Source organism: Oceaniradius stylonematis (genome assembly GCF_003149475.2).
GTDB lineage: Bacteria > Pseudomonadota > Alphaproteobacteria > Rhizobiales > Rhizobiaceae > Roseitalea > Roseitalea stylonematis.
Window position 1 is genome coordinate 154021 of record NZ_QFWV02000001.1, and the last position, 16044, is coordinate 170064.

At 64.5% G+C, this 16044-nt stretch carries 17 protein-coding genes and 1 pseudogene; 4 read left to right on the plus strand and 14 right to left on the minus strand.

The annotated features are described in order from the left end of the window. The 8 genes and pseudogenes from DEM25_RS00760 to DEM25_RS00790 form a co-directional block, all read right to left on the minus strand. Entirely contained in the window at nt 1-633 is a 633-nt protein-coding gene (locus DEM25_RS00760) for a 2-dehydro-3-deoxy-6-phosphogalactonate aldolase (RefSeq protein WP_109766798.1), read from the minus strand. 7 nt (nt 634-640) lie between these two features. Continuing rightward, nucleotides 641-1609, minus strand: a complete 969-nt coding sequence (locus tag DEM25_RS00765) for a 2-dehydro-3-deoxygalactonokinase (RefSeq protein ID WP_245412706.1) — start codon at nt 1607-1609, stop codon at nt 641-643. Further along, nucleotides 1606-2373, minus strand: coding sequence for an SDR family NAD(P)-dependent oxidoreductase (locus DEM25_RS00770; RefSeq protein WP_109766797.1), 768 nt, complete (start codon nt 2371-2373; stop codon nt 1606-1608). Before DEM25_RS00770 ends, DEM25_RS00765 begins: the two co-directional genes overlap by 4 nt. A 16-nt stretch (nt 2374-2389) precedes the next feature. Further along, nucleotides 2390-3766 (minus strand): alpha-glucosidase/alpha-galactosidase, encoded by a 1377-nt coding sequence (locus tag DEM25_RS00775; RefSeq protein ID WP_109766796.1) that lies wholly within the window; start codon nt 3764-3766, stop codon nt 2390-2392. Nucleotides 3767-3772: 6 nt separating this feature from the next. Then, the gene (locus DEM25_RS00780; RefSeq protein ID WP_439650642.1) at nt 3773-4609 is read right to left on the minus strand and encodes a carbohydrate ABC transporter permease; all 837 of its coding nucleotides are present in this window, start codon (nt 4607-4609) and stop codon (nt 3773-3775) included. A gap of 27 nt (nt 4610-4636) precedes the next feature. After that, nucleotides 4637-4921 (minus strand): annotated as a pseudogene (locus DEM25_RS18030) (MmcQ/YjbR family DNA-binding protein); the annotation flags it as partial. Beyond that, nucleotides 4921-6126 carry a carbohydrate ABC transporter permease gene (locus DEM25_RS00785; protein WP_342633450.1) on the minus strand — a complete coding sequence of 402 codons (1206 nt, stop codon included), beginning with the start codon at nt 6124-6126 and terminating at the stop codon, nt 4921-4923. The pseudogene DEM25_RS18030 and the gene DEM25_RS00785, both read right to left, overlap by 1 nt. Before the next feature lie 131 nt (nt 6127-6257). Continuing rightward, nucleotides 6258-7496, minus strand: a complete 1239-nt coding sequence (locus DEM25_RS00790; RefSeq protein ID WP_109766793.1) for an ABC transporter substrate-binding protein — start codon at nt 7494-7496, stop codon at nt 6258-6260. A gap of 218 nt (nt 7497-7714) precedes the next feature. On the opposite strand from DEM25_RS00790, the gene DEM25_RS00795 reads away from it, so the two are divergent. Together DEM25_RS00795 and DEM25_RS00800 are read left to right on the plus strand one after the other, a co-directional pair. Next, a complete protein-coding gene (locus tag DEM25_RS00795) occupies nt 7715-8545 on the plus strand; it encodes an IclR family transcriptional regulator (protein WP_109766860.1) in 831 nt (276 codons plus the stop codon). A gap of 31 nt (nt 8546-8576) precedes the next feature. Next, complete coding sequence (locus DEM25_RS00800; RefSeq protein ID WP_245412707.1) at nt 8577-9659, plus strand: ABC transporter ATP-binding protein; 1083 nt, start codon at nt 8577-8579, stop codon at nt 9657-9659. Between the two features lie 19 nt (nt 9660-9678). On the opposite strand, the gene ptsN is transcribed toward DEM25_RS00800, so the two are convergent. The 6 genes from ptsN to DEM25_RS00830 form a co-directional block, all read right to left on the minus strand. Beyond that, nucleotides 9679-10143, minus strand: coding sequence for a PTS IIA-like nitrogen regulatory protein PtsN (gene ptsN, locus DEM25_RS00805; RefSeq protein ID WP_109766791.1), 465 nt, complete (start codon nt 10141-10143; stop codon nt 9679-9681). 92 nt (nt 10144-10235) lie between these two features. Beyond that, a complete protein-coding gene (hpf, locus tag DEM25_RS00810) occupies nt 10236-10811 on the minus strand; it encodes a ribosome hibernation-promoting factor, HPF/YfiA family (protein WP_109766790.1) in 576 nt (191 codons plus the stop codon). Nucleotides 10812-10948: 137 nt separating this feature from the next. Next, nucleotides 10949-12442, minus strand: coding sequence for an RNA polymerase factor sigma-54 (gene rpoN, locus DEM25_RS00815; protein WP_109766789.1), 1494 nt, complete (start codon nt 12440-12442; stop codon nt 10949-10951). Between the two features lie 104 nt (nt 12443-12546). Continuing rightward, a complete protein-coding gene (gene lptB / locus DEM25_RS00820) occupies nt 12547-13320 on the minus strand; it encodes an LPS export ABC transporter ATP-binding protein (RefSeq protein WP_245412714.1) in 774 nt (257 codons plus the stop codon). Nucleotides 13321-13362: 42 nt separating this feature from the next. Beyond that, nucleotides 13363-13917 carry an LptA/OstA family protein gene (locus DEM25_RS00825; protein WP_109766787.1) on the minus strand — a complete coding sequence of 185 codons (555 nt, stop codon included), beginning with the start codon at nt 13915-13917 and terminating at the stop codon, nt 13363-13365. Beyond that, nucleotides 13914-14588 (minus strand): hypothetical protein, encoded by a 675-nt coding sequence (locus DEM25_RS00830; RefSeq protein ID WP_120222605.1) that lies wholly within the window; start codon nt 14586-14588, stop codon nt 13914-13916. Before DEM25_RS00830 ends, DEM25_RS00825 begins: the two co-directional genes overlap by 4 nt. A 181-nt stretch (nt 14589-14769) precedes the next feature. On the opposite strand from DEM25_RS00830, the gene sppA reads away from it, so the two are divergent. Next, nucleotides 14770-15759, plus strand: a complete 990-nt coding sequence (sppA, locus tag DEM25_RS00835) for a signal peptide peptidase SppA (protein WP_109766785.1) — start codon at nt 14770-14772, stop codon at nt 15757-15759. Continuing rightward, entirely contained in the window at nt 15756-16040 is a 285-nt protein-coding gene (locus DEM25_RS00840; protein ID WP_109766784.1) for an integration host factor subunit beta, read from the plus strand. The genes sppA and DEM25_RS00840 overlap by 4 nt, the downstream gene beginning before the upstream one ends. The last annotated feature ends 4 nt before the right edge of the window (nt 16041-16044 follow it).

Consider the following 16044-nt stretch of genomic DNA (forward strand, 5'->3'; position numbering starts at 1 on the left):
CTACCCGAAAACCGCGTCATAGGCGGCGATGGCGGCTCTTGCCCGTTTGCCGACCTCGCCGGCGTCCAGTCCGGGCGCATAGAGCGACGAGCCGAGGCCGAATGTGCGCACGCCGACTTTGCCGTAGGCCGCGAAATCGTCGTGCGACACGCCGCCGACCGCGCCGATGAGCGTATCGCCGGGCAAAACGGCGGAGATCGCCTTGATGCCGGACGGGCCGAGAACGCTCGCGGGAAAGAATTTGAGCGCCGATGCGCCAAGGCGAACGGCGGCCAGCGCCTCGCTCGGCGTCAAGACACCGGGCATGGTGACAAGCCCGCGTTCGGCGGCGCGGCCCATTACGCCGGCATCGATGTTCGGCGAGACCAGAAGCCTGCCGCCGGCACCGGCCAACCGGTCGACATCGGACGGCGTCAACACCGTGCCGGCGCCGATCAGCGCCTTGTCGCCGAAACGCGCCGCGATCGTTTCGATCGAGACGAACGGATCGGGCGAATTGAGCGGCACCTCGATCGCTTCGAAGCCCGCCTCGACCAGCGCCGCAGCGATGCCAACCGCTTCGTCGGGCTTCAAGCCTCGCAGGATCGCGACAAGCCCGCGCCGCAAGCCTGGCCATTGTTTCGATATGGTCATTGCACGCTCACGGGTTTGCCGCCGTCGCAGGGGGCGCGGTGGCGAACATGTCGGGCCAGACGCGAACGGCGGCCGCGAACAGGCCGGCGCGCGCCAGTTCCTCGCCGTCGAAGACATCGGTTGCGATGCCGACCAGATCGAGCGCCCGAGCGTACAGCGCGCCCAGCGTGCCGCCGCCGACCAGCGTCAGCCGCTCGGGCTTGCCGAACCGGGCGAGCGCGCCGGCAATGTCCTGGCCGATGATCGTGCCCGACAGGCTGGCCGAGGCGTGGGCCGCATCGGCGCCATGCAAAAGGGCGCGCGAGCGGATCGCAAACAGCCGCATGAGCATCCTTGCGGGTTCGTCGATGGCGGCGCGCACGGCCTTGTCGAACGAAGCGCCATCCAACCCGGCATCGCCCGAAAGCGAGTGACGCAGGACCGAGCCGCGCGACAGGGCCGCGAACAGATCGCCGGTCAGCGCCGTCGCAAAGCCGGAAACCTGGGTGGCTCCTTCGTCCATCAGGACCCATTTGGCATGGGTTCCAGGCATGCAGACGAGCCCCTCAGCACCGTTGCCCGCCATTCGCCCCAGGCCCAGAAGCTGGGTTTCCTCGCTGCGCATCACATCGGGCGTTTCGACGCTGCGGTCGGCGATGCCCGGCAGGATGCGCACTTCGCGCGGCGTGCCGGACACGGGCAGCGCGCGTTCGATGATCGTTTCGAGCCGGGCCGGCACTTCGACATAGGGCGCTTCCTGCCAGCCCTGCCGGCTGCCGACCATGCCGCACATCATGACGGGCACCTTCGGGCCGGCGCCCAGTTCGGCAAGATGATGCTCCAGGATACCTTCGAAGGCGCGCGGCTCGGTTGCGCCCATGCCCTCGCCGCTGCGCGCTTCGCCAAGCACGGTTCCGGCGCCATCGACGGCCCAGAGCCGGAGACGGGAGGTTCCCCAATCGACCAGAACGGCCGCGATGGCGGGATTGGCGATCAAAGCAGGCCACCATCGGCGATCAGGGTCTGCGCCGAGATGGCGCTGGCCGCACTCGATGCCAGAAACAGGCACGGCCCGACCATCTCGTGCGGCTGCAATGCGTGTTTGAGGCTTTGCCGCCCGAGCATTTCGTTGAGCGAATCGTCCGTCACCCAAAGCTGTTTCTGGCGATCGGTCATCACCCAGCCGGGCGCAATCGCGTTGACGCGGATCTTGTGCGGCCCGAGCTTGCCCGCCAGACCCTTGGTCAGGCCGATAATGCCGGCCTTGGATGCGGTGTAGGCCGGCATGTCGCCAATGTTCAGCATGAAGGATGTGGAGGTGAAATTGACGATCGCGCCGCCGCCCGACGCCTTCATGCCTTCAGTAACGGCCTGGGCGGTGAAGAAGGCGTGGCGCAGATTGATCGCCGTGTTCCTGTCCCAATAGTCGGCATCGACCGCATCGATCTCGTGGCGGTCGTCCCAGGCGGCGTTGTTGACGAGGACCGTCACCAGACCATGGTCGCGGGCGGCTTCGGCCACTGCGGCCCGGATTGCTTCAACATCGGTCAGATCGGCCTTGAGGTAGAGCGGGGCATGGCCGTAGCGCGCCCCAAGGTCGTGGGCCAGCGCCTTGCTGGCTTCTTCGGCAATGTCGATGAAGGCGACCTGCGCCCCTTGCGCGACGAAGCCTTCGGTGAGCGCGGCGCCGATGCCCGACCCGCCACCGGTGATCAGGACGGACGCCCCTTTCAGGTCCGGATAGATCGGAAAATCGGCCATTGTCTTCTGGTTACTCCTATTGGGCTGCGACACGCATCGCGTCGCCATGCAGCCAGTCGGGCAGCCAGGCGCCATGCGCCTCGATCAGCCGGTCGACGGCAGTCCATATCTGGTCGAGATCCAGTTCGGCGCCCGTATGCGGGTCCATCATCGCGGCGTGATAGACATGCTCGCGCTTTTCCTCAACGAGCGCCCGCACCGTCAGTTCCTGAACATTGACATTGGACCGCATCAGCGCCGTCAGCTGCGGCGGCAGGGCGCCGACGCGCGTCGGCTGGACGCCGTTGGCGTCCACCAGGCACGGCACCTCGACCGCGCAGCCATCGGGAAGACCGTCGATCAGCCGGTGGTTGGGCACATTGCCGTAAATGACCGAAGGCTCGCCTGTCCACACCGAATTGATGATGTCGGAGGCATATTCGTGGCTCGGCTCGATACCGATTGAGTCAGACGACTGATATTCCTCATATTGCGCGGCCCAGGCGCTCTGCTGTTCGACGCAGCGCTTGGGATATTCGTCCAGCGGAATGCGGAAGCGCTCGATCAGGTCCGGCCGGTCGCGCTTGATGAACCAGGGCACATATTCGGCAAAGTGCTCGGAGCTCTCGGTGACGAAATAACCCAGGCGCTTCATCATCTCGTAGCGCACAAGATTGGGGCAGCGCAGATTGTGATCGGGCTCCAGCGGGATGCGGCCCGCCTCGTAGCCGGCGTGCAGATCGGGATAGAGGTCGCGATGGGTGCCATCGTCCATCCGTTCCTCGAACTCGAGGAAAAACGCCACATGGTTGATGCCCGCCGCCCGATAGCGGATGCGCCATGGATCGATGCCCAGATCGCGCGCCAGTTCCTTCACCGTGCCTTGCACGGAATGGCAAAGGCCAACCTGACGAATGTTCGGATAGCGTTCGGCTATCGCCCAGGTGTTGATCGCCATCGGGTTGACATATTGCAGGAGGATCGCGTCGGGGCACAGTTCGGTCATGTCCTGACACAGCGCCCACAGATGCGGCACGGTGCGCAGGCCGCGCATGATGCCGCCCAATCCGAGCGTGTCGGCGATGGTCTGCTTCAGGCCAAGTTGCTCGGGAACCTCGAAGTCGACGACCGTGGCCGGTTCGAACCCGCCGATCTGGAAGGCGACGACAACGAAATCGGCGCCATCGAGCGCGCGGCGGCGATCGGTTGTTGCCTCGACGGTCGCGCTTGCGCCGAGCGTTGCGACCAGCTTCTCGGCGACCAGCCTGGACTGGTCGAGCCGCGTCTGGTCGATGTCCATCAAACGGATCACCGCGCCGGACAGCGCCGGACGGTGCAGAACGTCGCCGATGATGTTCTTCATGAAGATGGTGGAACCGGCGCCGATGAAGGCGATGGTCGGAGACACGCTCATGGAATGCTAGCCCTTGGTTGCGCCAAGCGTCAGCCCGGCGATGAAGTGCTTTTGCATGGCGAAGAACATGATCACCGGCGGCAGGGCGGCCAGAAGCGATGCAGCGGAGATCAGTTGCCATTGCTGGACGAATTCACCGTTGAGCGTGCGCACGCCCACGGTGATCGGCAGGTTCGCATCGTCCTGCAGCATCACCGTCGCCCAGAAGAAGTCGTTCCAGATGAAGGTGAAGATCAGCACCGACAGCGCGGCGATGGCCGGTTTCACCAGCGGCAGGACCAGGTGCCAGAAGATCTTGAACTCGTCGACGCCCTCGATCCGCGCGGCCTCGATCAGTTCGAACGGCAGCGCCTTGATGAAGTTGCGCATGAACAGCGTGCAGAAGCCCGTCTGGAACGCGGCATGGAAGATGACGAGACCGGGGATGGTGTTCATCATTTCGAGCCGCACCGACAGGTCGACGACCGGAAGCATGAGGATCTGGAACGGCACGAAGTTGCCGGCGACGAAGACAAAGAACAGCGGCAGCGCCCAGCGGAACCGGTAGACCGCCAGCGCATAGCCTGTCAGGCAGGCCAGCGACACGGAAAGGATCACCGTCGGGATGGTGATGATCAGCGTGTTGAGCATGTAGCGCAGCGCGTTGGGCTGGGCGAGCACCTGGCCATAATTGTCGAACATCACGAATTCGCTGGGGATGCCGAACATGTTGCCGGTGTTGATGTCGATCGCCGGGCGGATCGAGGTCAGGAAGATCGCCAGCAGCGGCAGGAGCCAGACGAACAGTGCGNCCGCCTCCGCTCTGCTGCGCTCGGGCAGCGCCTTGCGGACCTTGGCGGGCAGCTTGGCCCGGACGATATCATAGGACTGCTCGATACGCTGTTTCAGTTCGCCGCCATCGGCGTCCTCGGGCAACAGCACCCAGCTCTTGTGAAAATAGGGTGCATGCGCGGCAAAGCCGACCGATTTCAGCATTTCGGCGGTTTCGATATCCGCGCATTTGACCGCGACGCCCGGCGTCATCGCGCCGATGCAGGCATACATCTTGCCACCGACCTTATAGGCGTCGTGGCCCCCGCCCCAGGGGTCGGACACCTCCGATCCAGGAAGGCGCTCGCAGATTGCGGCGACACGGGCGCGAAAGGTGTCCGACATCAGCGCGCCTCCCTTTCGTCCTGCCACATGCGCCACAGGAAGTAGCTGATATAGACCAGCATGATGGCGAACAGGACGACGGCAATGGCCGAACCGTAGCCGTAGCGACCGACGCCCTCACCGACCGCCTGGTCGTACATGTAGTAGGCCAGCACGTTTGTGGAGCCAAAGGGCCCCCCTTGCGTCATCGTGGCGATCATGTCGAACGAGCGCAGCGCGCCGATCACGGTGACGACCACGGCAAGGAAGGTCGCCGGCGCGAGTTGAGGCAGGATCACGTGGCGCAGCATCTTCCAGCCCTTGGCGCCATCGAGCCGGCCGGCCTCGATCTGGTCGGGAGATACGTTGTTCAGCCCGGTCAGGTAAAGGATCATGCAATAGGCGATCTGCGGCCACAGGCCGGCGGCGATGATGCCGTAGGTCGCGACATCGGGGTTGCCGAGGATGTTGGGCGGATCGACCGAGCAGACCGTCGTCGGGTTGCCCATGATGTTCGTGGTCTCCTCGCAGAAGAACCAGCCCCAGATCTCTCCGACGAGCCCGAACTCGGGATTGTAGGCCCAGGTGAAGATCAGCCCGACCACGACCTGTGAGATGACGAAGGGGAAGAAGAAGAGCGACTTGTAGATGCGGATGCCGGTGACTGTCTGGTTCAGAAACAGGGCGATGCCCAGCCCGATCGGCACGGCCAGCATATAGAGGACCAGCCACAACAGGTTGTTCCACAGCGAGGTGTAGAAGTTCGGATCGTCGAGCAGTCGCCGGTAGTTCTGGAGACCGACCCATTCGCCGGTCCACACGCCATTGATGTCGCGCAGCCCGTCCCAGCGGGTGAACGAATAGGAGAAGGACTGAAAGATCGGCAGGATGACGTAGACCGCAAAGAAGACCAGGCCGATCGACACGAACATCCAAGGCGCCAACCTGATCCGGTTGCGCTTGTAGTAGGCGGTCGAGGTGACCAGCGTGAAGCCCGAGACGATGACGGCCAGCAGCAGCGCGAAACGGGCAAAGAAAGCGGGCACGCGTGCGTCGCTGCGCTGGCCATAGCCGAGCCAGTTCTGGATAACGCCGGGATCGACGACAAAGAAGAGAAGCCAGGCCGCGATCACGAGCACCACGCCCGATACGGCCACGCGGACAGTTTCGGTCTCGTAACGGCTGGCTCGAAGGCCGCCCGCGCTGGCTGTTGCCGCGCTCGCCATGGGTGCTCCTCCCCGAAAGCGCCGGGACGAATTTGCGTCGCCTGTTCCCGCTCTGGAATGCCGCGACCAAATGCCTGCCGGCGGATGATCCGGCCAGACCCGAATAGGTCTGGCCGGTTTCCGGTGTTGGCTTAGTAGACTTCGCCCTGAACGCGATCGAGTTCGGTCAGCACTTCGTCGAGCGTGCTCGGGTCGAGCATGAAGCGCTGGAAGCCCTCCATGCCGGCCTGGGCCATCGCCGCCGGCGCATCGCGGTCATAGAACTGGGCCAGGCCCGATGCGGTCGACAGCGTCTCCATCCCCTCGACGATGAACTTGTCGTCCTCATTGATCGCGGCGGCCGAGTTGGGCGGAAGCTGGCCGATTGCCTTGTTCCATTCCGCCTGCACTTCGGGCGAAGCGACAAAGGCGAGGAACTTCTTGGCGTTCTCCACATTGGTGGCGTTCGCCGGGATGAAGAAGGCGTCCGCCGGCGCTTCCTCGGCACGTGGCAGTCCGGGCGTGATTTCCGGGAACTGGAAGAAGTCGATCTGCTCCTCGGTCAGGCCCGCGTCCTTCATGCCGGCGACGGCGAAGTTGCCCATGACATACATGGCGGCGTCACCATTGGCGAACGGGGCCAGCGCTTCCTGCCAGCTCATCGTCGCGTGGTTGTCGACGAACGAGCAGCGCTCCAGCATCGTCTCCCAGTTGGCGAAGGTCGCGCGGATGCGATCGTCGGTGTATTTGATCTCGCCGGCGGTCAGCGCGTTATGCACCTCATAGCCGTTGGTGCGCAGGTTCAGATAATCGAACACGCCGGCTGCCGTCCAAAGGAACTTGGTGCCGATGGTGAACGGCGTGACGCCGTTTTCCTTCATCACATCGCAGGCTGCCAGCATCTCGTCCCAGGTCGTCGGCTCGGACAGGCCCAGCTTGTCGAAGATGTCTTTGCGGTAATAGACGCCCCACTGATAATAGGAATAGGGCACGCCCCACTGCTTGCCGTCGCGCGACATGGTCGGCTTGATGGCTTCGAAATGCTGCGACAGGTTGGGGTCGGACGCCCACAGGTCGGAAATGTCCATGAACAGGCCGGCGTCGACGAAGGGCGCCATGCGGTTGCCCGGATACCAGGTGATGACGTCGGGCGCATCGTTCTGAAGCGCGCTGCGGATGGTGTTCTTGTGCGCCTCGCGGTCGCCATTGTTGGCGGTCACCTCGATGTCGGGGTTGGCGGCGCGGAAAGCCTCGACCGCAGCCTCGAATGCGGCCTTCGGCGCCGGATTCAGGTCATCGAAGGTGATGACGAGTTCACTGGCGGAGGCCGAGCCCGCCATCATCGTTGTTGCCAAGACGCCGAACGCGGCGCCCTTGAGAATGGATTTCATTCCGATTTTCCTCCCGAATGCGGATGGCGCCTCTCCGCCACCCAAACGCGCGCCGAACGGTTGATCCGGGACGGCGCAAATGCGGTTCTTTCAGACAAACGACGCCGCATAAGTTGTTCCATATAGTGGAACGTCGTTTGACTATCTTGAATTATTGAGCTAAGGTCGATAAGGAGTCAAGAGCCGGACGGTCTCCCATGCCGTCCGCCGGGGAGGACATGGACACCTGGATCGAACAGGACAGGACCGACCGGAAATCGGATGCCGATCGCGCGCGGACGGTGCCGGATACCGGCACGCTGGGCAAGGCGGTTGCCGTGCTCGACGTGGTGGCGCGCGCCGAGCGGCCGATGCGCTTTCGCGATCTGCGCGAGGCAATCGGTCAGCCGCCCGGCACGCTGCACCGGCAGGTCTCCAACCTGATCTCGGAGGGCCTTTTGCAGGTCAATCCCGACCATTCATACGGGCTGGGGCTGCGCCTTTTGCAGTTCGCCGCGCGGGCATGGTCGGGCAATCGGTTTCGCGAGATCGCCGAACCACACCTGGCCGCGCTGCACGAAAAGACCGGCGAAACGGTCCATCTGGGCGTCCTGAGCGATCTCGAGGTGATCTATCTGGACAAGGTGGAATCGCGTCAGGCGGTGCGGATGCACAGCCAGATCGGCAATGCTTCGCCCTGCTATTGCACCGGCGTCGGCAAGGCGGCGCTGTCGGCGCTGCCGCCCGAAGACGCATGGGCGCGCATCGCGCGGGTCGATTTTCGCCGGCACACGGAGCACACGCTGACCGATGCGGCCGTACTGGGCGAGGAACTGGCCGACATCAGGGCCGCCGGGATCGCCTTTGACCGGGAAGAGCATGAGACCGGCATACACTGTGTCGCCGCGCCGATCCGGTCGCATGACCGGTCTTTCGTCGGCGGCATCTCGGTGACGGCGCCGAGTTACCGCATCGCGATGGCGCAACTGGAACGATGGGCGGACGATGTGCGCGCGGCGGCGGCGGCCATCAATGCCGATATCGAAATCAGGCTGGGACCGCGCGCCTAGCGGACACCGGCCGGTAGCGGGGGAGCTTCCATTGGCAGACGTCCAACTGAGGGATCTGAAGAAGTCGTTCGGCAGCGTGGACGTCATCCACGGTGTCGATCTGTCCATCGAATCGGGCGAGTTCGCGGTGTTCGTCGGCCCGTCCGGCTGCGGCAAGTCGACACTGCTGAGGTTGGTCGCCGGCCTGGAAGAGGCATCGGGCGGCACGGTGGCGATCGGCAGTGAGGACGTGACCCGGGTCGAGCCCGCCGACCGCGGCGTGGCGATGGTGTTCCAGTCCTATGCGCTTTATCCGCACATGACGGTCGAGGAGAATATGGGGTTCGGCCTGAAGATGACCGGCGCCAATCCGGAGATGGTCCGCGAGAGGGTGCACAAGGCCGCCGAAATCCTGCATCTGGAACAGCTCTTGCAGCGCAAGCCCAAGCAATTGTCCGGCGGCCAGCGCCAGCGCGTGGCCATCGGCCGGGCGATCGTACGCGAGCCGAAAGTGTTCCTGTTCGACGAACCGCTGTCGAACCTGGACGCGGAACTGCGCGTGAAGATGCGGCTCGAGATCGCCAAGCTTCACAATGACCTGGGCGCGACGATGATCTATGTCACCCACGATCAGGTCGAAGCGATGACGCTCGCCGACAAGATCGTCGTGCTGCGCGCCGGCCGGATCGAACAGGCGGGCGCGCCGCTCGATCTTTATTCGGACCCCGACAATCTGTTCGTTGCCGGCTTTATCGGTTCGCCGAAAATGAACTTCCTGCGCGGAACCGTCACCGCATCGGGCAATGGCACCGCCACCATCGCCCTTAACGACTTTGACGGCACGAGCGCCTCGGTGCCGATGAGCGGGACGCTGAAGCGGGACACACCGGTTCTGATGGGCATCCGGCCGGAGCATTTTTCGACCGATGGCAGCGCGTCGCTGGAAACCCGCATCGAGGTGATCGAGGATCTGGGCGGTGTGTCCTATGGATATTCGGGCGCCGACACGGACGAGCCGCTGACGATCGCGCTGGGCGAGAACCACGGGATCAAGCCCGGTCAGGCGATCACCGCGCGCTTCGACCCGGACCGGGCAATGCTGTTCGAGCCCGACAGCGAACGCCGGATCCGCTAGGACCGCCCCACGGGGCCGCTCAGGCGGCGTTGGAGGCCGGCCCTTCCACCAGATGATGATAGAGCGCCTGCGGATCGCTGGTCGCCCGCAAAAGGGCAACGCGACCGGGATCGCGCATCAGGCGCGCCACGCGCGACAGCGCCTTGAGATGGTCGGCGCCGGCATTTTCCGGCGCCAACAGCAGAAAGACCAGATCGACGGGCTGCTCGTCAAGCGCATCGAAATCGATCGGCTCGTGCAGCCGCGCAAACACGCCGGCGATCCGGTCGAAGCCGGGAAACTTGGCGTGCGGAATGGCGATGCCGTTCCCCACGCCCGTCGACCCGAGCTTTTCGCGCTGCAGGACAGTGTCGAAAATCTCGCGTGCCGACAGGCCGGTCAGTTCGGCGGCATGTTCTGAGACGGCTTGCAGCAATTGCTTCTTCGAACTGGCGCGCAGATCGCCGGTCACGGCGTTTTCCGCGAGAATATCGCCCAGATCCATCGTTATTCCCTCTTGGGTCGGCGGCCTTGGTCTCCGGGACGGATCGAAGCAAACCGCGGCGCGGGCATCTGGTCCCGCGCGGTTGCCGATCCCTACTTCAACGATCCCGGATCGATCCAGCCGATATGTCCATCGGGGCGGCGATACACAAGGTTGACGTCGCCGCTCCCAGCATTGCGGAACACATAGACCGGCGTGTCCTGAAGGTCCAGTTGCAAAACCGCCGAAGAGACCGGCATGGTGGACAAACTCATCTTGGTCTCGGCGATGACGAGCGGCGCGTAGTCGTCGGGAAGCTCTTCATCCTCGTCCTGGGGCAGCGCCTCGAGCACGCGGTAGGCATATTCCTCGACCCGCGTGGCCGCACCGTTGGCATGGTGGGACTTCAACCGGCGCTTGTAGCGGCGCAGGCGCTTTTCGATCCGCTCGGCGGCGGCGTCGAAGGAGGCCTGCGGGTCCTGAGCCTCGCCGGTTGCCTGGAGGACCGTGCCCGAATCGAGGTGCAGCGTGCAGTCGGTGGTGAATCGGGATCGCGACTTTTCGACCACCACATGGCCCGAGGCGCGTCCGCCGAAATACTTGTCGATCGCCTCGTCGATCCGGTCCTCGATGCGTGTGCGGAACGCATCGCCGATCTCCATGTGTTTTCCCGAAACGCGCAGACTCATGGTCCTACCTCTTCGTGTTGTGCCCCGTCGTGCGGCCGGGGATTGGCCGCGGCTCTTTGTGGCCTCGCCGCCAGATTGGTGCAATCGGGGTGGATTGTGAAGGGCAATCACCGCGAAACCGGCCGCCAAATGCCCGGTCACGTTCCGGCAAGCACAAGAGCGCGCTTTTCGCGCCGGCGTTGGACGGAGGATGCAATGTTCATCGATTCCCGGTACTTGGCGACCGTCCGCCGCGCGATGTCGATGCCGTCCGCCCGCAGCTGGACCACCAGCGCATCATCGGACAGCACCTTCTCGGGACGTTCGGCCTCTATGAGATCGCGGATGCGCTGACGCACGCTTTCGGTCGCATGGTCGCGATCACCGCCATCGGTCGCCGAGATCGCGCCGGAGAAGAAAAATCGCAATTCGTAAAGGCCGCGCGGCGTCATCATGAACTTGTTGGCGACGACGCGGCTGACGGTCGACTCATGCATGGCGATTTCGTCGGCGACCATCTTCATGGTTAGCGGCTTGAGGGCGCTGACACCTTCGGTCAGAAACCCGTCCTGCTGGCGCACGATCTCGGTTGCGACCTTGAGCACCGTGGTGGCGCGCTGGTCGAGGCTGCGCTCGAGCCAGTGCGCATCCTGAAGACATTGCGTCATGAACGACTTTTCCGCGCCGTCCAGCGCGCCGGCGGTCACGGTCGCATAATAGTCACGATCAACCAGAACGCGCGGCAGCGAATCGCGGTTGAGTTCGATCTGCCACGCTCCGTCGGCGCCCTTCCGCACCTCTACATCGTGCACGACCGCCTGGACGGGGCTGTGTTCGAAAGCAAGGCCGGGGCGCGGATCGAGGGTTCGTATCTCCGCCAGCATGTCCACGAGATCGGCCTGATCGACGCCGCACAGACGCGACAGAGCCTTGAAATCACGCCGCGCCAGCAATTCGAGATTTTCGAGAAGTGCCCGCATCGCCGGGTCCAGCCGGTCGCGGCGCGCGCACTGCAACGCCAGGCACTCGGGCAGGTCGCGCGCAAACAGTCCGGCCGGATCGAAGGTCTGCACCATGCCCAGCACGCGATCGATCGCCGCGCGCGGCACTGCCAGCCGCGTGGCGATGGCGTCGAGATCGGCCTCGATATATCCGCGCGCGTCCAGATGATCGGCGAGGTCGATGGCGATCGCCCGGTCGGCCTGGCCGCGCACGGTCATGGCGATCTGGTCGCGCACATGTTCGCGCAGGCCCGGTGGGCGGTCGGCGAACTCCTCCACCGGCCAATCGGTGTCCGGCACGCCCATCGATGGCAGTCCGGGCTGACGCTCCCGATGCGCCCCTTTTCGGGCGGAGGCCGAGCCATCGGTCCGGCCCGGATCGTCGGGAAAGACGTTTTCCAGCGAGGTATCGAGTCGGTCGGCCATGCCGGCCGCATCCACCGGCAGGGCGGGTTCGGGCATCTCGGCCGCCGGCTGCGCCGTGCCCGCCTCGTCGGCGCGTTCGAGCAGCGGGTTGCGCTCGATCTGGTCGTCGATGAACCGTTCGAGCTCCATGTGCGAGAATTGCAGCAGACGGATCGACTGCAGCAATTGCGGCGTCATCGCCATCGTCTGGGCTTGACGCAGATGGAGCCGGGCGGTCAGCGCCATGGAAGATTTCGTCCCGCTTGGTTATGGCCGGCCCGATTGGCCCGACACTTGCATAGCGTCATTAAAGCGGGTTTTGCCCGGCGTGGCCAGCCGCACGGGTGGGATCAAAGGCTAAACTGGTCGCCAAGGTAAAGACGGCGCACGTCCGGATTGGCGATGATCTCGTCGGGACGGCCATGTGTCAGCACGCTGCCGGCATGGATGATATAGGCGCGGTCGATCAGGCCCAGCGTTTCGCGGACGTTGTGATCGGTGATCAGAACACCGATGCCGCGCTTGGTCAGATGGCGCACCAGGCCCTGAATGTCTGAAACGGCGATCGGGTCGACGCCCGCGAACGGCTCGTCCAGCAGCATGAAGGCCGGATCGGAGGCCAGCGCGCGAGCGATCTCGCACCGCCGGCGCTCGCCGCCCGACAGCGCAATCGAGGGCGCCTTGCGCAGATGGGCGATCGAGAATTCGTCGAGCAGGGCATCGAGCTTGCGCGCGCGTTCGGCGGCATTCTTCACCACGACTTCCAGGATCGCCATGATGTTCTGCTCGACCGAAAGGCCGCGGAAGATCGATGCTTCCTGCGGCAGATAGCCGATGCCCAGGCGCGCGCGCTGATACATAGGCATCGCCGTCACGTCATGGCCGTCGAGTAGAATCTGGCCGCTGTCGACGGGCACGAGCCCCGTGACCATGTAAAAGCAGGTCGTCTTGCCCGCCCCGTTGGGGCCCAGAAGGCCGACCGCTTCACCGGCCCGAAGCGCCATCGAGGCGCCATCGACCACCTTGCGGCCGCGATAGCTCTTGGTCAGTCCGCGCGCGACGAGCGTTCCGCCGAGGTTCTGGCCGCCCTTGGCGGCTGTGCCGGACCTACGCTGTTTGAACAGGGACAACACGGGGGCGCATCTCGTCGGGTTCCGGGGACCGGGTCAGCGGCTTTGCGGCTGGATCAGGATGGTCGGACGCGATCCCTGGTCACGGCATCCTTCGAGCCGGGAGCGATTGGCGCGCATGTCGACGGTCAAGAGGCACCCGGTCGCGACGTTCCCGTCCTCCGACAGCGTCACCCGCTTGCCCGACAGGATCAGGACCTCGGATGCCATGTCGTAGGTGCCGGTCTCGCCGGTGGCGACCTGCGTCGCGGTCTGGATGTTGACGCCGCCGCTCGCCTCCAATCGGTCGATCTGCGCGCCGCCCGTTGCCAGCGAACCGTCGCCGCCGCGCGCATAGCGGATGACCAGTTTGCCCGTCCGCAAAACCGTATCGCCCTGAACCACCCGGACATTGCCTTCGAAAACCGCCATGCCCTCGTCCTCGAGCACCTCGAGCCGATCGCCATCGACCTGCACGGGTTCGTCACCGGACAGCGAGAAGTCGCCACCGCCGACCTGGGCATGGGCATGGGCCGTGACCAGGATAGGGGCGCATAGGGCCGCCAGCAGCGCGAAAGCTCGGGCGTTGCGCCCCCAATTCTGCCTGTTCATTGCTGTGTATCCGTTTGTACCCTGGCGGTGATGGCGGTCGGCTCTATCATGACGTTGACGTTGTTTTCAAACACCAGCCTTTTGCCGTGGCCCTCAACCGTCAGCCGGTCGGCGATGATCCGCATGCCGGGCTGCTCGATCTCAACCGTGTCGCGCACGACCAGATCGCCAGTGGCAAGATCGACCTCCGCATCGGAAAAAATGGCCCTGACGCCGCCGGTCGTTTCGAGCAGGGCGCGTTCTCCCAGAACGAGACTGTTATCGGCAGGATTGAAGACACCGTTTTCGGCACTGAGAAAGGCGGTCGTGCCGTCTTCCAACTCGACATCGGCGCGCAGCTCCTGAAGTGTCAACGGATCGGCGCCGATCTCCTGGGTCGCGGACCGGGCCGAGACGCTGTAGGCGCGCTGATCGGGCGTAAAGCCGTCAAGACGCGGTTCGGCGATCACCAGCTTGCCGTCGACGATGGCGCTTGACGCCAGATCCACATCGATGCCCGGCAGGGCGATGCGCGATATTGCCATGACGCCGGCAACCCCGACAAGGGCAACGGCCGCGACCGCCGGGACCAGCCAGCGCAACAGCCGCACGCGCCTTGAATGGCTGGCGGCACGCGCGAACCGCCGGCCGCTGCCGGGCGATGTCGGCTCTTTGCGCGCTTCAAGCCCCATGCCCAAATCCTTCGCCCATGCCCAAGTCCTTCATCCGCAGCTGGCGCGGTGAGTCGTCACAGCCTGTCGCACATTGCTTTCGGGAGGCTGGAATCCCGGTCGGGATCGATTAAGTTTCCAATGTGGTCGTTTTTGGATGTCCCGGCGGCCCGTCGCCACACGCCAAGCGGAGAGAGAACCCATGGAACCGTTGCGGGCCGACGATATCATAGACCGGCAGCGGATGCGCCGGAAACTCTCCTTCTGGCGCGCGATCACCATCATCGTGATCGTTGCCGGCCTGATCGCGCTGACCGCTTCATTCAGCGGCGACCGTTTCGGCCCGCAAACCCGGTCCCATGTGGCACGGATCGCCATCGAAGGCACGATCACGGGCGACGACCGCCTGCTGGCATTGATCGAGCGGGTGCGCAGGAGCGAACAGGCCAAGGCCGTGATCATCGCCATCGATTCGCCTGGCGGCACCACCGCTGGCAGCGAAGCGGTCCATGATGCGGTCCGCAAGCTGGCCGCCGAAAAGCCGGTGGTCGCCCAGATCGACACGCTTGCCGCATCCGGCGGCTATATGGTGGCGGTCGCCGCCGACCGCATCGTCGCCCGCCAGTCGTCGATCGTCGGGTCGATCGGCGTGATCGTGCAATATCCGAACTTCACCGGTCTTCTGGAGAACTGGGGCGTCGACGTAAGGGCGATCAAATCGACGCCGCTCAAGGCCGAACCGTCCTTTTTCGGCGAACCGCCCGAAGGCGCCGAGGAAATGCTGCGCGCGCTCGTCATGGACAGTTTCGACTGGTTCAAGGAACTGGTCGCCGAGCGGCGCGGCTTCGACCAGGCGACGATCGACCGGCTCGCCGACGGGTCGGTCTATTCGGGCCGGGTGAGCCTTGCCAACGGGCTGGTCGATGAACTGGGCGGCGAGGACGCAGCCCGCGCCTGGCTGACCGCACAAGGTATCGACGAGGACCTGAAGATCGTTCGTTGGGAGCCACGCCGCGAGGATTCGGGCCTATTTGGCCTCGGCATCGCGGCCGAATTCGTCGCCGGCCGGATCGGGCTTTCCAACCCGGCCTCATCGGTCACAAAGGCCCTGAACCAAAGGCTTTTCCTTGACGGGCTGATCTCGCTTTGGCACGCTGACGCCTTGCTGACCTCGCCGACGGCAGAGCCATGATCAAATCCGAACTCGTTCAAATCATCGCCAACCGCAACCCGCATCTCTACCAGCGGGATGTCGAGAACATCGTCAATGCGGTGCTCGACGAGATCGGCGACACGCTGGCCGAAGGCAACCGGGTGGAACTGCGCGGCTTCGGCGCCTTTTCGGTCAAGAACCGCCCGGCCCGCGAGGGGCGCAATCCGCGCACCGGCGAAAAGGTGATGGTCGAGGAGAAGTGGGTGCCCTTCTTCAAGACGGGCAAGGAATTGCGGAACCGCCTGAACGGCGGTAAGTAAAGCG

What these genes read in the sequence shown, in the direction of transcription:
- DEM25_RS00795 (WP_109766860.1), top strand. Translation starts at nt 7,715, where the DNA reads ATGGACACCTGGATCGAACAGGACAGGACCGACCGGAAATCGGATGCC.
- DEM25_RS00830 (WP_120222605.1), bottom strand. Translation starts at nt 14,588, where the DNA reads ATGGGGCTTGAAGCGCGCAAAGAGCCGACATCGCCCGGCAGCGGCCGG.
- DEM25_RS00760 (WP_109766798.1), bottom strand. Translation starts at nt 633, where the DNA reads ATGACCATATCGAAACAATGGCCAGGCTTGCGGCGCGGGCTTGTCGCG.
- DEM25_RS00840 (WP_109766784.1), top strand. Translation starts at nt 15,756, where the DNA reads ATGATCAAATCCGAACTCGTTCAAATCATCGCCAACCGCAACCCGCAT.
- DEM25_RS00775 (WP_109766796.1), bottom strand. Translation starts at nt 3,766, where the DNA reads ATGAGCGTGTCTCCGACCATCGCCTTCATCGGCGCCGGTTCCACCATC.
- DEM25_RS00790 (WP_109766793.1), bottom strand. Translation starts at nt 7,496, where the DNA reads ATGAAATCCATTCTCAAGGGCGCCGCGTTCGGCGTCTTGGCAACAACG.
- sppA (WP_109766785.1), top strand. Translation starts at nt 14,770, where the DNA reads ATGGAACCGTTGCGGGCCGACGATATCATAGACCGGCAGCGGATGCGC.
- ptsN (WP_109766791.1), bottom strand. Translation starts at nt 10,143, where the DNA reads ATGGATCTGGGCGATATTCTCGCGGAAAACGCCGTGACCGGCGATCTG.
- DEM25_RS00770 (WP_109766797.1), bottom strand. Translation starts at nt 2,373, where the DNA reads ATGGCCGATTTTCCGATCTATCCGGACCTGAAAGGGGCGTCCGTCCTG.
- rpoN (WP_109766789.1), bottom strand. Translation starts at nt 12,442, where the DNA reads ATGGCGCTGACCGCCCGGCTCCATCTGCGTCAAGCCCAGACGATGGCG.
- hpf (WP_109766790.1), bottom strand. Translation starts at nt 10,811, where the DNA reads ATGAGTCTGCGCGTTTCGGGAAAACACATGGAGATCGGCGATGCGTTC.
- DEM25_RS00825 (WP_109766787.1), bottom strand. Translation starts at nt 13,917, where the DNA reads ATGAACAGGCAGAATTGGGGGCGCAACGCCCGAGCTTTCGCGCTGCTG.
- DEM25_RS00785 (WP_342633450.1), bottom strand. Translation starts at nt 6,126, where the DNA reads ATGGCGAGCGCGGCAACAGCCAGCGCGGGCGGCCTTCGAGCCAGCCGT.